Source organism: Streptomyces sp. JLBT605 (assembly GCF_058215555.1).
Window position 1 is genome coordinate 4,280,916 of record NZ_CM177087.1, and the last position, 14,203, is coordinate 4,295,118.

The following is a 14,203-nucleotide window of genomic DNA, read 5'->3' on the forward strand; positions in this document are numbered from 1 at the left end:
GAGGTGGGACCAGGGGCGGTTGGGGCGTGGGGCGCGGGTTGTCAGAGGAGGGCGGGGATGGTGGGCGCTTGCGCCGACTGCGCGGCGCGCTGCAACGCGCTGGCGAGCAGGGCCAGATCCGTCGGGCCGTTGCCCAGTTCGCGCAGCGGTCGGCGGGTGGGCGGGTCGCCCATCCGCCGCCAGTCCAGCGGTACGACCGTCGGCCGCTGGGTCGCCGTGCGCGGGATGCGCCCGGTCACCCGCCCCGCCTGGAAGGGCATGACGGCGCCGTCGTCCGGCCGGTGCAGGCGGCCACGGCCCGCCCCCGGGGTGCCCGTCGTGCCCTGGTCGTCCCCACCTGGAGCCGGCCGCGGCTCCAGAGTGATCCAGAGCCCGGCGTGGGCGACCGCCGCCGTGTCCGCCGTACGGTCCGGGCGGCCGGATGCCGCGATCAGGTGCACCCCGAGCCGGGCGCCGTCCCGGGCCACGGCCTCCAGCGCCCGTACGACCGACCCGGCCGCGGGCCGACCGGTGCTGCCGAGCGCGGGCGCCACCAGTGCGTCGAAGTCGTCGACCAGGACGACGAGCCGGGGCAGCGCGGTCCGCTCGGTCAGCCGCCCCTCCGCCTTGTCGGATGCCGCCTGGGTGCGCAACCGCAGTGTGCCGCTGGGCGCCGGGTCAAGATCGCCCCCGCGGCCGGGTTCCGGGGTGTGGCCTGGGCCGGAGCCCGAGCCCGAGCCCGGGGCAGGGCTGGTTCCGGCGCTGGTGCCTCTGTCGGCGCCCGACACCGGTCCGGGCGCCCCGGGTCGGGAACGCGGGCCCGGCATCGTGCCCCCAGTGCCAGTGCCAGTGCCAGTGCCAGTGCCAGTGCCGGCGTCCGCCCCGGGCCTCGGGGACCCCGGGGCCGCGCCGGGCGGTGTCTCCTGCGCGGATCCGGAGTGCGAAGCGCGCGGCGCGGCAGCCGGGTCGGTGTTACCGGCCCGCCCTCCGGCCACGCCGGGTGCGCCGGACGGGCCGGCGGCCGGGGTGGGGGCCGTCGCCCGGACGGCGTCGGCGCTGGAGCCGTGGCCGGCTTCGGCGGCGGCCGACACCGCACCGGCGTCCCCGGCACGGCGGGGTGAGACCACCCGGGACCCGCGCTTGTGCCGTGCGTGCCAGGTGACGAAGTCCAACTGGCCCAGCAACTCGGCGCGGCGCTTGAGCTCCGATGTGAGCGCCTGCGCGAACTCCCGCATCCGGACCGGGTCCGAGGCGGCCAGATACGTCGAGACGTGCGGCAGATCCGTGCAGACCCGGAGTCCTTCGCCGCGCTCCGTGCCGCCGCCGTCCACGAGCACCAGCCCCAGCCGGTCCGGCCGCTCGGCGGCGGCGAGCGAGGCGGCGAGGGAACGCAGGAGCTCCGTCTTACCGGTGCCCGGCGCGCCGTCGACCAGCAGATGCGGCCCCTCGGCGGCAAGGTCGACGGAGATCGGGCCCCGAGGCCCCGCCCCGAGCACCGCCAGGGTCCGCCCGCCGATCGGCGCCTGGTCGGCGGCAGCGGCCCAACGCGCCATCAGGGAGGCGGGGGTGGCCCGCGCCAGGCCCAATTCATCCAGGAGACGGGAGGATTCGGGCAGCGCGGAGGCCGACAGGGCGGAGCCCGCGGGCTCCGCGAGGCCGAGCGAGCGCAGCGGGGCGAGCGCCCGGGCGAACCGCTCGGCCCAGGCGGCGGACACCGCGTCCACCGTCGCGTCACCGTCGCCACCGGGCGCCGCGGCCAGCTGCCTCACCTCGGGCAGGTACCCGGCGTGCCCCGCGGCGGCGTCGAAACCGACCGGCCGTGCCTGGCTTCCGGCAGCGCCCTGCCCGGTGGCCGCGCCCGGCGGCACCTGCCCCGCGTGGCCGACCGGCGCATGGCCGGTGTGAGCGGCTGGTGCCGGGCCGGCTTGGGCGGCGGACCTGTGCCCGGCCTCGGTGGCCGGGACGTGTCCCGCCTGGTCGTCTGGGGCGTGTCCGGTTCGGGTAGTCGGGGCGTGCCCGGCTCGGCCTGCCGACACCTGGCCGGCTTGGCCTGCAGTGGCGTGCCTGGCCTGGGCGGCTGCTGGGCCCGCCTGATCGGACGGGGCCGCCGGGGCGTGCCCGGCTCGGCCGGTCGCCCCTGGGCCCGCAGGGGCGGCCGGCTGCCCGGAATGGGCGCCTTGGGCGTATCCCGCTCGGTCGGCGGGGACCTGCCCGGCCTGGTCAGCCGGGGAGGACTGGGCGTGCGGCGAGGTTTGAGGGGGAGTCGGGGGCACGCCCGGGGCATCCCGGACGGGGCCTCCCGCGACGGGCGCCCGCTCCGGGCCGGCCCCGCCGGAGGTGTGGCCGGACGCACCGCTTCCACCGCCGTACCGGGCGCTCGCGGCCGGAGCCGCGCCGGAGGACGACCGCGTCCCCGGGGCACCGGCCTGGGCCCAGCCCGCCTCGGGGCCGGGCGAGTGCGGGGCGTGACCAGGGGCGGCGCTGCCTCGCTCCCCGGCCCGGCCTCCGGCGACCCGGCCCTCGCCGCTGCCGGGCGCACCGCCGGGGCGGTCGTACGGTGCGGCGTGCTGGCCGGTGGCGGCAGGTACACCGGCCCCTGGGGCCTCTGCCGGGCGGCCCTGACTGGCGGGCCCGGCCCAGCCTGATGCTCCTGTGGCCCCGGCCACAGCGGACCCGTTCGCTTGATGAGGGGCGCGGTGATCACGGGCATCACGGTGATCGCGGGTCTCGCGGGTCTCACGGGGGTCGAAGCTCGCGTCGGGCGCGGCAGGCGCCCCCGCGCAGCTGCCCGGCTCCTGACTGCCCGGCCCCTGATCACCCGCGCCGGGCACGCGCTGGCCATCTCCTGCGGTGGGCACCGCCGCCCGGTCACCCGCGCCGGGCGCCGCCTGGACCGCGCCGCGTACAGCCGCCGAGCCGCCGGGCCGGGCGGCGGGATCTCCGGCCTGGCCGAATGGGGCCTGGCCGTACGACGCCTGGCCGTATGAGGCTTGGCGGTACGACGCCTGGTCGTACGGGCCTTGAGCGGCCGGGTCGTGAGCAGGCGAGGCGCCGTGCACAGCAGGCGAGGCGCCGTGCCCGGTGGCGGCGTACCGGGCGGCATCCGGGCCGGCCGCCGGGCCGGCCGCCGGGGCGGCGGCGACCGGCGGCCTGGACGGTGCCGCGCCGTACCGGCGATGGGCGCGCTCGGGCCGGGCGACATGGAGCCTCGTCGCCACGTCACCGCCGAGCAGCGCCACCGTCCCGCACTCGGCGAACACCGGGGAGACCGCACACGCGTCCGCGTAGCCCGCGGAGAGCGGATCCGTGGCGGCGACGGCCGGGGTCTCGGCCAGGCAGATCAGATGCACACCGCCCGCCGCGCCGCCCGCCGCCAGGCGGGCGAGCGATTCGCGCAGGGCGGGCGAGCCCGGGTCGCCGTCCACGATCACCACCGCGAACGGCCCGTCGTACTCCTCGGCCGCCGCGTCCACCGCCGCCGGCGGCGCGGTGGCCCAGGCCGGGCCCAGCTGACTCTCGTCCAGCCGCCGGACCAGCTCCGTCGCGCGAGCCGTGGCCTGCTCGCGGTCGTAGGCGAGCAGGAGCCGGCAGTCCTGCCCGTGGGACGGGTGCAGCTGGGGCAGCCAGCCGAGCCAGGACCACTCGGACAGCCGCTCCTCGACGCCGCGCCCCCGGTCCGTGCTGATCAGGACGATCTCCAGCACGGCGGGGGAGTGCAGTGCGGCCAGCTGGGCGATCACGGAACGGGCCAGTCCGGAGAGCCGGGCGCGCGGCCCCGCCAGTCCGAGGGACCCGGCGCGCCGCAGATCCAGGGTCACCGGCGCGGCGGGGATCAGGGCGCCGTCGGCCGAGGGCCGGTCGGCCGCGCCCAGCCGCACGGTCAGCGCGTCGGGGTGGCGCGGCCCGCGCTCCCACAGCCGGGGCCCGGGCCCGAGGGCCGTCATCAGGATTTCGGCGGCGTCCGGCCAGCGCCGCTGCAACGCCGCCGCTTCGGCGGCGGCGCGCGCCCGCTGGGCGTCGAGGTCCTCGCCGGTCCACTCGTCCTGCTCCGCCGCGCGCTCGGCCGCCCGCCCGCCCGCGAGCCGCCGGGCCCAGGCGCCTATGCCGCCGCGTCGGCGCGGTGAGGACGATGACGACGGCGGCGGCTGCGAGGCCCCGCCGCCGGGCTGCCCGGCAGCGTGCCCCGCCCGTGCGGCGCCCTGCCCGCCGGCGCCGACCGCTCCGGGGTCCTGCGGGTCCGTCCAGTACGTCCCCGGGCCGGGCTCCCGTTGGTCCGTCCGGTACGTCCCGGGGCCGGGCTCGCCGGTTGCGTAGCCGTGTCCGCCGGGCCCCGGCTCGGGGCCGTGCGCGGGCGGGTAGCCGGTGGCGGCTCCGGCGGCGGCGGACTGCGGCCGGTCCGTCGGGTGGCTGTGCGGTGACGGGGGCGCGGCGGCCTGCGGGATGTCCGCCGGGACCGGCGTGCCGCGCAGCGGCGTCCCCCGGCCGGCTCCGCTCGGCGCGCCTGGCCGGCGGCCGACCAGGGATCCGCTGCCAGGGTGGGTGGCATCGGCGCCGCCCGGGTGGGAGCCGAGGCCACCGCCGGGCGGCTCGCCCCCGGGGGCCCCGGGACGCGACTTGGCCACCGAGTGGGGCCCGTGGCCGTCTCCTGGATACGAATCGGCCCCGGGACGCGGCCCGGCGTAGCCCCCGGGATACGCGCCCGGAGGCGTCCTCGAAAGCGCCCCGGCATCCGCCGCCGGTGAGCCGGAGGCGGCGGGATGGGCGCCCGGGGCACCCGGGGCGCCCGCGGCCCGGCCCGGGGCCGGGGTCCGCAGCCGCAGCGCGGATTCGCCGATCCGGAGCAGCGCGTCCGGGGTCAGCGGGACCGGCGCGCCGCCGATCCGCTCGCCGTCGACCGAGGTGCCGTTGGTCGAACCCAGGTCGGCGACGGTGATCCGGCCGTCCTCGGCGACCGTCACGGCGCAGTGCATCCGGGAGACGTCCGGATCGTCCAGCGGTACGTCCGCGTCCATGGAGCGGCCTATCCGGATCTGGCCGCCGTGCAGCAGATGCACGCCGCCGGCGTCCGGCCCGGCGACGACATGCAGCTGGACGCCGGTGTCGGCCGCGGAGGCGGTGAGCGCCTGGTCGCCGGGGTGGGCATGAAGATCGGCCGGGGCGTGGAAGGAGAGCACCGCGCCATCCACCACAGGGGGCTCGCCCAGCACGCTGCCCTGCGGGTCCAGCCGCTCGGCGCCCGCGAAGAGCACGCCGGATCCGCTGCCCACATCCGCACCGGCCGCGGCCACGGCGTCCGCCAGCCCGCCCGTCACCGCCGAGAGGAGGGTCCCGGCCGGGGCGGTCACCAGGACGTCCACCGCGCAGGGGGGCCCGGGATGAGCCGCCGCTCCGGAGGGCGCGGGGTGCGGTGGCGGGCCGGACCGGGTGGCGTGCGCCTCGTTCGCCTGCTGATGGCCCGGCTGGCCCGGCCGGCCCAGTGAGCCGGGGTGGGCAGCACGCGGCCCGAGGACGGTCAGCCGAATTCGCATAGCCGTCAACGGTCCCTTCTGCCCGCGGGGTCCGGGGCGCCGTTTCCCCATCGCCCCCAGGCGCTCGGCACGTACGCGTACAGGTCGTACACGTACGACAAGGTTCGTACTCGGCGCGGAACGCGACCCCCGGCTGGCCGTGCCACCGCTTCCGTGCTGCGTGCATCCTCGCACCTGCCGCTGACACTCCGTCGGGCGGCCACCAGTCCGTGATCTTGATTGGTCGGTCGGCTGGCTGAAACCGCCCGGTTGGGACCGAGACGGTGGGCGCCCGATGACGTCATGCGTCCGTGTCGTAACGCCGACTGTCCACAGGTGACGACGATTGACCGTTTCGATAACGACCGGATGGCGGTGGATGACCTCACCACTTCTTCCCGGAGCCGCGGCAACCATCCGTCCGGATCCCGCGTCTTCCTTCCGCAGCCGCCGGTACCCGATGGCCGGTGACCGGTGGCAGGCAGGCCGGCCCGGTGAGGGACACCGCCCGGCGGGCTGTGAGACGGGCCACCCGGGGCGCGCCGCGGCGGCACTAGAGTGGGGCGGACCGGCCGCCTCCGCCGCCGGAGCAGACGCGCGGCACCGCAGGCCCGGCAGGGCCGCGGAGCACCACCGGCGGCACCGAGGAGCACCAGAACACCAGAGACCGGACACCAGGCAGCAGACGACGGACAGCAGTCAGCGTTTCAGCCGAGACACGCAGACGCAGCAGCACACCGTAATGACCACGATCAGGGAGCGCATGACGTGCGGCCGGTAGGCAGCAAGTACCTCTTGGAGGAGCCGCTCGGGCGCGGAGCCACGGGCACCGTCTGGCGAGCGAGTCAGCGGGAGGCGGCGGGCGCGGAAGCCGCCGTCGCCGGACAGCCCGGCGAGACCGTCGCGATCAAGGTCCTCAAGGAGGAGCTCGCGAACGACGCCGAGATCGTGATGCGCTTCCTGCGCGAGCGGTCCGTGCTGCTGCGGCTCACCCACCCCAACATCGTCCGCACCCGCGACCTGGTCGTCGAGGGTGATCTGCTCGCCCTGGTCATGGACCTGGTGGACGGGCCGGACCTGCACAAGTACCTCCGCGAGAATGGCCCCTTCACCCCGGTGGCCGCGTCCCTGCTCACCGCGCAGATCGCCGACGCGCTCGCCGCCAGCCACGCCGACGGCGTCGTGCACCGCGACCTCAAGCCCGCCAACGTGCTGCTCGCGGGCACCGGCGAGGGCGAGCAGATGCACCCGATGCTGACCGACTTCGGCATCGCGCGCCTGGCCGACTCGCCCGGGCTGACCCGCACCCATGAGTTCGTCGGCACCCCGGCCTATGTGGCGCCGGAGTCCGCCGAGGGCCGCCCGCAGACCTCCGCCGTCGACATCTACGGCGCGGGCATCATGCTGTACGAGCTGGTCACCGGCCGGCCCCCGTTCGCCGGGAACACCGCTCTGGAGGTGCTGCACCGGCATCTCAGCGAGGAGCCGCGCCGGCCCAGCACCCTGCCCGAGCCGCTGTGGACGGTCATCGAGCGCTGCCTGCGCAAGAGCCCGGAGGAGCGGCCGAGCGCCGAGAACCTGGCCCGGGCGCTGCGGGTGGTCGCCGAGGGCATCGGCGTGCACGCCTCGCCCGCCCAGGCCGAGGCCGCGCTGGGCGTCGCCGCGCTGCTCGACCCGGACCCGGCACCGGCCCCGGTGCCGGGCGGCGATCCGGCCGGTGCGGCCGATCCCACCCAGGTGCTGCCCTCCGGCGCCGCCGGCGCTCCGTCCTACGACCCGGCCGCGGCGACCAGTGTGCTGCCGCAGACCGGGGGACCGGGCGGGCCGGGGGCCGGCGGACCGGACGCCGACCCCACCCGGGCGATGCCCACCGGCTCCGGGCCGGCCGGTGCGGCCGACCCCACCCGCGCCATGCCCACCGGCTCCGGCCAGGGCGCCGGCTCCGGGCCGGACGAGCCGCACCCCTGGCAGAACCAGATGCGCGCGGCCCGCGACCGCAACGAGCAGACCCAGTACCTCGACCCGGGCCAGGACCCGCTGGCCCGCCGCCCGCAGCGCCGCCCCGCGGCCCAGCAGCCGTACCAGCAGCAGGGGTACCAGCAGCCGCAGCAGCGCCGCCAGCAGCAGCCGCCGCCGTACCAGCCGTATCCGCCGCAGCACCAGCAGCCGCAGCCGCCGCCGATGGCCCAGCAGCGGCCGGTGCCGCCGGCCCCGCCGCCGGCTCCGTACCGCCGGCAGCCGCAGCCCCAGCCGTACGCGCCGCCTCAGCAGCCCCACCAGCCCCAGCCGCCGCAGCCCGCGCCGCGCCGGGAGCCGCGCCAGCGCAGCGCCAATCCGATGCGGATCCCGGGCATGGGCTGCCTCAAGGGCTGCCTGTTCGTGATCGTGCTGATGATCGTGGGCTCCTGGCTGGTCTGGGAGCTGACCCCGCTCAAGGACTGGATCGCCGACGGCAAGAACTTCTGGGACACCGTCACCGGCCTGCTCGGCGAGCTCAAGGACCTGCTCAGCAAAATCGACAACCTGACCCAATAGCGGCCTGCCCCGGTCACTCCGGTGTAATTCACGCGATATCGGCCCCGGTTGCCCTGCGACCGGGGCCGATTCGCTGCCGACCTTGGAGATTTGTCGACATCTGAAGGGTGTTTTCTGCCGCAGAAGTGACAGTTGGCACGCACTGTGGCTCCCTATCGGGCCGCGGCCGCGTAGTTTTGTCGCCAACATGCCCGTCGGAGGAGTCGGAGCAGTCTTGTCACGGAAGATCGGCAGCCGGTACACCGCCAACCAGATCCTCGGTCGCGGAAGTGCCGGCACGGTGTGGCTGGGCGAGGGGCCGGACGGTCCCGTCGCCATCAAGCTGCTGCGCGAGGACCTCGCCTCCGACCAGGAGCTCGTCGGCCGCTTCGTCCAGGAGCGCGCCGCGCTGCTCGGCCTGGACCACCCCCGGGTGGTCGGCGTGCGCGACCTCGTCGTGGACGGCAACGACCTCGCCCTCGTCATGGACCTGGTGCGCGGCACCGATCTGCGGACCCGCCTCGACCGGGCGCGCCGCCTGCCTCCCGAGGCCGCGGTCGCCATCACCGCGGACGTCGCAGACGGGCTGGCCGCCGCCCACGCCGCCGGGATCGTGCACCGGGACGTCAAGCCGGAGAACATCCTGCTGGACATGCAGGGCCCGCTCGGCCCCGGCGACTCCCACCCGGCCCTGCTCACCGACTTCGGCATCGCCCGCCTGGTGGACGTACCGCGCCGCGCCACGCCCCCGGCCGGCACCGGCTCCACCCGGGCCACCGCCACCCGGGTCATCGGCACCCCCGACTACCTCGCCCCCGAGATCATCGAGGGCCTGCCGCCCCGGGCCAGCGTCGACGTCTACGCCCTGGCCACGGTGCTCTACGAGCTGCTGGCGGGCTTCACCCCGTTCGGCGGCGGGCACCCCGGCGCGGTGCTGCGCCGCCATGTCACCGAGACCGTCGCCCCGCTCCCCGGCATCCCCGACGAGCTGTGGCAGCTCCTCGTCCAGTGCCTCGCCAAGGCCCCGGCCTCCCGGCTGCGCGCCTCGGAGCTGGCCGGCCGGCTGCGCGAGCTCCTTCCCGCCCTGGCCGGATATCCGCCGCTGGACATCGACGAGCCGGAGGAGGAAGGGCCGGCCGACGGCCCGGCAGGCGCCTCGGGCCCGGCGCCGGGAGAGTACGACCCCTCCGCGTACGCCGCCGGGGATCCAGGCGTGCCCGGAGCGGGCGGCGTCCCGGCCCGGCGCCGCGGCGCGGTGCCGCTGGTGCCCGGGGCGGTGCCCGACTCCGCCCGGGACACCCACACCAGCATGCGGGTGCCGGACGCGGAGGAGCTGGCCGGCGGCGCGCACGGCACCGCCCGCGCCCCCCGGGCCGCCGGGCAGCGCCGGGCCGGATCGGCGCGCAACCGCACCGCCTCCCCGGCGGTGCGCCGCCGCCGGGTGAAGCTGGGCGTGGCCGCCGCCGGAGTGATCGCGGCCGCCGCCCTCGGCGGCTGGCTGGCGGTCGGCCAGGACGGCGGGGACGACGCCCCCAAGGGCAGCGAGCACTCGGCCCCCGAGGGCCCCGGCGCCCCCGCTCCTTGATCGCTCTGGGATCGACCCCGGAGCCCCACAGATCACCCATACAGTCCGCCCCGAACCGGCCCGCACCGCTCTGACCAGCCGCTTTGCGCGTCTTTAGGTCCCGCGCCGGCCGAGGCGCGGCCCGGCTGCGGCCGCCTCGGCCCCGGCCCCCGGCGGGCCTGTTCCCGCCCTTGTCGCAGCGGCCGGGCACCGACCGGGACAGGTTGCCCGCGTCAGCCGTTACGCTGGTGCCGTGGCAGTTGTCGATGTATCCGAAGAGCTGAAGTCCCTCTCCTCCACCATGGGGTCGATCGAGGCGGTCCTCGATCTGGACAAGATGAGGGCCGACATCGCCGTGCTCGAGGAGCAGGCGGCGGCCCCGTCCCTGTGGGACGACCCGGACAACGCGCAGAAGATCACCAGCAAGCTCTCCTACCTCCAGGGGCAGCTGCGCCGGACCGAGGAGCTGCGCGGCCGGATCGACGACGTCGAGGTGCTCTTCGAGCTCGCCGAGGCCGAGGGCGACGAGGACACCCGCACCGAGGCCCTCGCCGAGCTGGACTCGGTGCGCAAGGCCGTCGACGAGATGGAGGTCCGCACCCTCCTGTCCGGCGAGTACGACGCCCGTGAGGCCCTGGTCAACATCCGGGCCGAGGCGGGTGGCGTGGACGCCGCCGACTTCGCCGAGCAGCTCCAGCGCATGTATCTGCGCTGGGCCGAGCGCCACGGGTACAAGACCGAGGTGTACGAGACCTCGTACGCGGAAGAGGCCGGCATCAAGTCGACCACCTTCGCCGTCCAGTCCCCGTACGCCTACGGCACCCTCTCCGTGGAGCAGGGCACGCACCGGCTGGTCCGGATCTCGCCGTTCGACAACCAGGGCCGCCGCCAGACGTCCTTCGCGGGTGTCGAGGTGCTCCCGGTGGTCGAGCAGACCGACCACATCGAGATCGACGAGTCCGAGCTGCGGGTGGACGTCTACCGCTCCTCCGGCCCCGGCGGTCAGGGCGTGAACACCACCGACTCGGCGGTGCGCCTGACGCACATCCCCACCGGGATCGTGGTCTCCTGCCAGAACGAGCGGTCGCAGATCCAGAACAAGGCCACCGCGATGAACGTCCTCCAGGCCAAGCTCCTCGAGCGCCGCCGCCAGGAGGAGCAGGCCAAGATGGACGCGCTCAAGGGCGACGGCGGCAACTCCTGGGGCAACCAGATGCGTTCGTACGTCCTGCACCCGTACCAGATGGTGAAGGACCTGCGCACCGAACACGAGGTCGGCAACCCGCAGTCCGTGCTGGACGGCGAGATCGACGGCTTCCTGGAGGCCGGCATCCGCTGGCGCAAGCAGCAGGAGCAGCAGGCCCAGTAGCCGCCGATCCGGCTGAAACCCCCCTGCCCGGCGCCGATTTCGTCACAGTCCCGTACCCGTACGGGCGTCAAGGGCCTGCATAACGGACATCTCGTGCGCAATGCCCTTGACGCTGCTGGGGAAACTGGGAAAGCTGACGCGCGGCATGCGTGTGACCGGGGCGCGTGCGCAGGGGGGCAGGCGGACCGCCGCATGGCCGCGTCCGCAACTCAGCACCCCCTCACGGCCGTTGCCCCGTGCGCTGCTCCATGACGAGTACAGCTACTGGGGGTAGCAGCCATATGACGAAGAAGACGCGGCTGCGCGTCGCTCGATTCGCGGCCGGTGCGGTGATCGCGGCGGGTGCGTCGCTCACCGCCGCCGGGGCCGCTTCGGCCGCCGGCATAGATGTCAGCGTCGGTGGCGTCGGTGTGACGGCCAGCGCGGACGCCGACGGCGTCAACGTCGGTGTGAAGGCTCCGGACGACGACCCGACCACCATTCCGACCGACCCGCCGACGGACCCGACGGACCCGCCGACCATCCCGACCGACCCGCCGACCGTTCCGACCGATCCGCCGACCATCCCGACGGACCCGCCGACGACTCCGACGGACCCGCCGACCACCCCGACGGACCCGCCGACCACGCCCACCGACCCGCCGACGACTCCGACGGACCCGCCGACGGACCCGACGGACCCGCCGACCACGCCCACCGACCCGCCGAGCAACGGCACCGGTGGCAACAACGGAGGCGGCGACAACGGCAACAACGGTGGCGGTACGGACAACACCGACACCGACAGCGCCGGCAACAAGCCTGTCCAGCAGGGCAAGGCCAAGGAGGAGCTGGCGGAGACCGGTGACAGCGGTGAGCTGGCCGAGACCGGTGCCGGTCAGACCACCTTCCTGCTGGTCGGTGCCGCGACCATGATCGCCGGTGGCATCGGCTTCCGGGTCATGCCGCGCCTGATCAACCGCAACACCATCGCCTGACCTGGCGGAATGGCGTAAGGGCCCGGAGCGCACGCGCTCCGGGCCCTCGTCGTATCAGGCGGTGACCTGGTCGCGCTAGGCGGTGACCTGGTGGGCCAGCAGCGCCACCGCGATCAGCGCCAGCAGCAGACTGGCCAGTGCGGCCGGCGTCAGCCCGGCGAAGAGCCCGTCCTGCTGCTGCAACCGCTCCCGGCTGGCCCGGCAGACCGGGCACCGGGCCTCGCTCACGGGGCTCGAGCAGTTGGCGCAGACGAGCCTGTCGTACGTCATGCGCTCTCCTTCTCCCGCGCGGCCGAGCCGCTCATTCGTCACGGGGTGAACGCCTTCACCGATGGGATTGTTCCCCCTACCACTGTGCCAGCTTCCACCCGGTTCGGCGCGCCCCGTACGATTCTGTGCCCGGACCGTACCGGGCTCGTGGCATCGCCGCCGGCCCGGCGGCGGGCCGGTGCGGGACCGGTGCCGGCGCGGTGCGGGCGCTCAGTGGCTCAGCGGGAGTCTTCCGTCCGCTTTGTCCGTGATGTGCCGTGAAGAAACGCACCAACGCGGAGTGACGACTGCGCGTGCGCACGCGCTTCGCGTATGGTCACGCACACCGACGGGAGCCGCACCAGCGGTACCCGTCCTCCTGTCCAGGTCGACCGTGGACCGTGGTGCTTTTCAGTGATCCGATTCGACAACGTCTCCAAGTCCTACCCCAAGCAGAACCGCCCCGCGCTCCGCGATGTCTCGCTGGAGGTCGAGAAGGGCGAGTTCGTCTTCCTGGTGGGGTCCTCGGGGTCGGGCAAGTCCACCTTCCTGCGCCTGCTCCTCCGCGAGGAGCGCGCCACGCACGGCGCGGTCCATGTGCTGGGCAAGGACCTCGCGCGGCTCTCCAACTGGAAGGTGCCGCAGATGCGCCGCCAGTTGGGGACGGTGTTCCAGGACTTCCGGCTGCTCCCCAACAAGACCGTCGGGGAGAACGTCGCCTTCGCCCTCGAAGTGATCGGCAAGCCGCGCGCCGCCATCCGTAAGACCGTCCCCGAGGTGCTGGAACTCGTCGGCCTCGGCGGCAAGGAGGACCGGATGCCCGGCGAGCTCTCCGGTGGTGAGCAGCAGCGGGTGGCCATCGCGCGGGCCTTCGTCAACCGGCCGCTGCTGCTGATCGCCGACGAGCCCACCGGCAACCTCGACCCGCAGACCTCGGTCGGGATCATGAAGCTGCTGGACCGGATCAACCGGACCGGGACCACCGTGGTCATGGCCACCCACGACCAGCAGATCGTGGACCAGATGCGCAAGCGCGTGATCGAACTTGAACAGGGCCGTCTCGTCCGCGACCAGTCGCGCGGCGTCTACGGCTACCAGCACTGAAAGGACGCCATGCGCGCCCAGTTCGTCATGTCGGAGATCGGCGTCGGTCTCCGCCGAAATCTCACGATGACCTTCGCGGTGATCGTCTCCGTGGCCCTTTCACTCGCCCTGTTCGGCGGGTCGCTGCTGATGCGCGAGCAGGTCAGCTCGATGAAGGACTACTGGTACGACAAGGTCAACGTCTCGATCTTCCTCTGCAACGAGAACGACCAGGAGACCTCGCCCCGGACCTGCGACAAGGGCGCGGCCACCGCGGAGCAGAAGAAGGAAATCCGCGATGAGCTGAACAAGATGGGCATCGTCGAGTCGGTCCACTTCGAGACCACCGACGAGGCGTACAAGCACTACAAGGAGGAGTTCGGCGACTCCCCGCTGGCGGCCTCGCTCACCCCGGACCAGATGCAGGAGTCGTTCCGGATCAAGCTGAAGGACCCCGAGCAGTACAAGGTCATCTCCAGTGCCTTCGCGGCCCGCCCCGGCGTCCAGGAGGTCAACGACCAACGCGAGGCGCTGGACAACCTCTTCGACCTCCTCAACGGCATGAACTTCGCCGCCCTCGGTGTGATGGCCCTGCTGCTCGTCGTGGCGCTCATGCTGATCGTCAACACGGTCCGGGTGTCGGCCTTCAGCCGCCGCCGCGAGACCGGCATCATGCGGCTGGTCGGCGCCTCCAGCTTCTACATCCAGATGCCGTTCATCATGGAGGCCGCCATCGCGGGCCTGATGGGCGGCGTCCTCGCCGGCGTGCTGCTCGTCTGCGGGCAGCAGTTCCTCATCCAGGGATGGCTGGCGGACCGGATAAGCGTCATCGACTTCATCGGCTGGGACGCGGTCCTCGCCAAGCTTCCGCTGGTACTGGCGATCGGGCTGCTGATGCCCGCCCTCGCGGCGTTCTTCACGCTCCGCAAGTACCTCAAGGTGTGACACATTCGCCCCGGGC

Annotated in this window: 8 protein-coding genes; 6 read left to right on the top strand and 2 right to left on the bottom strand. The window is 74.7% G+C overall.

Annotation, left to right across the window (positions count from 1 at the left end):
• Nucleotides 1-41 precede the first annotated feature (41 nt).
• Nucleotides 42-5,507 (bottom strand): FtsK/SpoIIIE domain-containing protein, encoded by a 5,466-nt coding sequence (locus tag AC4BDD_RS18525; protein ID WP_490686558.1) that lies wholly within the window; start codon nucleotides 5,505-5,507, stop codon nucleotides 42-44.
• 747 nt (nucleotides 5,508-6,254) lie between these two features.
• Here AC4BDD_RS18525 and AC4BDD_RS18530 point away from each other — a divergent pair.
• The 4 genes from AC4BDD_RS18530 to AC4BDD_RS18545 all read left to right on the top strand — a co-directional run bounded on the left by AC4BDD_RS18530 (nucleotide 6,255) and on the right by AC4BDD_RS18545 (nucleotide 11,910).
• Entirely contained in the window at nucleotides 6,255-8,021 is a 1,767-nt protein-coding gene (locus AC4BDD_RS18530; RefSeq protein WP_490686559.1) for a serine/threonine-protein kinase, read from the top strand.
• A gap of 214 nt (nucleotides 8,022-8,235) precedes the next feature.
• On the top strand, nucleotides 8,236-9,585 hold the full coding sequence (locus tag AC4BDD_RS18535; RefSeq protein WP_490686560.1) for a serine/threonine-protein kinase: 1,350 nt from the start codon (nucleotides 8,236-8,238) through the stop codon (nucleotides 9,583-9,585).
• A gap of 232 nt (nucleotides 9,586-9,817) precedes the next feature.
• Nucleotides 9,818-10,933 (top strand): peptide chain release factor 2, encoded by a 1,116-nt coding sequence (gene prfB / locus AC4BDD_RS18540; RefSeq protein ID WP_490686561.1) that lies wholly within the window; start codon nucleotides 9,818-9,820, stop codon nucleotides 10,931-10,933.
• Between the two features lie 281 nt (nucleotides 10,934-11,214).
• Nucleotides 11,215-11,910, top strand: coding sequence for a hypothetical protein (locus tag AC4BDD_RS18545; RefSeq protein ID WP_490686562.1), 696 nt, complete (start codon nucleotides 11,215-11,217; stop codon nucleotides 11,908-11,910).
• A 75-nt stretch (nucleotides 11,911-11,985) separates the two neighbouring features.
• Here AC4BDD_RS18545 and AC4BDD_RS18550 read toward each other — a convergent pair whose 3' ends face one another.
• Complete coding sequence (locus AC4BDD_RS18550) at nucleotides 11,986-12,180, bottom strand: hypothetical protein (RefSeq protein ID WP_490686563.1); 195 nt, start codon at nucleotides 12,178-12,180, stop codon at nucleotides 11,986-11,988.
• A gap of 393 nt (nucleotides 12,181-12,573) precedes the next feature.
• On the opposite strand from AC4BDD_RS18550, the gene ftsE reads away from it, so the two are divergent.
• Both ftsE and ftsX read left to right on the top strand, forming a co-directional pair.
• Nucleotides 12,574-13,263: a cell division ATP-binding protein FtsE gene (ftsE, locus tag AC4BDD_RS18555; protein WP_490686564.1), complete on the top strand. Its 690-nt coding sequence runs from the start codon at nucleotides 12,574-12,576 to the stop codon at nucleotides 13,261-13,263.
• Nucleotides 13,264-13,272: 9 nt separating this feature from the next.
• A complete protein-coding gene (ftsX, locus tag AC4BDD_RS18560) occupies nucleotides 13,273-14,187 on the top strand; it encodes a permease-like cell division protein FtsX (RefSeq protein WP_490686565.1) in 915 nt (304 codons plus the stop codon).
• The last annotated feature ends 16 nt before the right edge of the window (nucleotides 14,188-14,203 follow it).

Coding starts and splice junctions, on each gene's coding strand:
- AC4BDD_RS18550 (WP_490686563.1), bottom strand. CDS start 12,180: ATGACGTACGACAGGCTCGTCTGCGCCAACTGCTCGAGCCCCGTGAGC.
- AC4BDD_RS18545 (WP_490686562.1), top strand. CDS start 11,215: ATGACGAAGAAGACGCGGCTGCGCGTCGCTCGATTCGCGGCCGGTGCG.
- AC4BDD_RS18525 (WP_490686558.1), bottom strand. CDS start 5,507: ATGCGAATTCGGCTGACCGTCCTCGGGCCGCGTGCTGCCCACCCCGGC.
- ftsX (WP_490686565.1), top strand. CDS start 13,273: ATGCGCGCCCAGTTCGTCATGTCGGAGATCGGCGTCGGTCTCCGCCGA.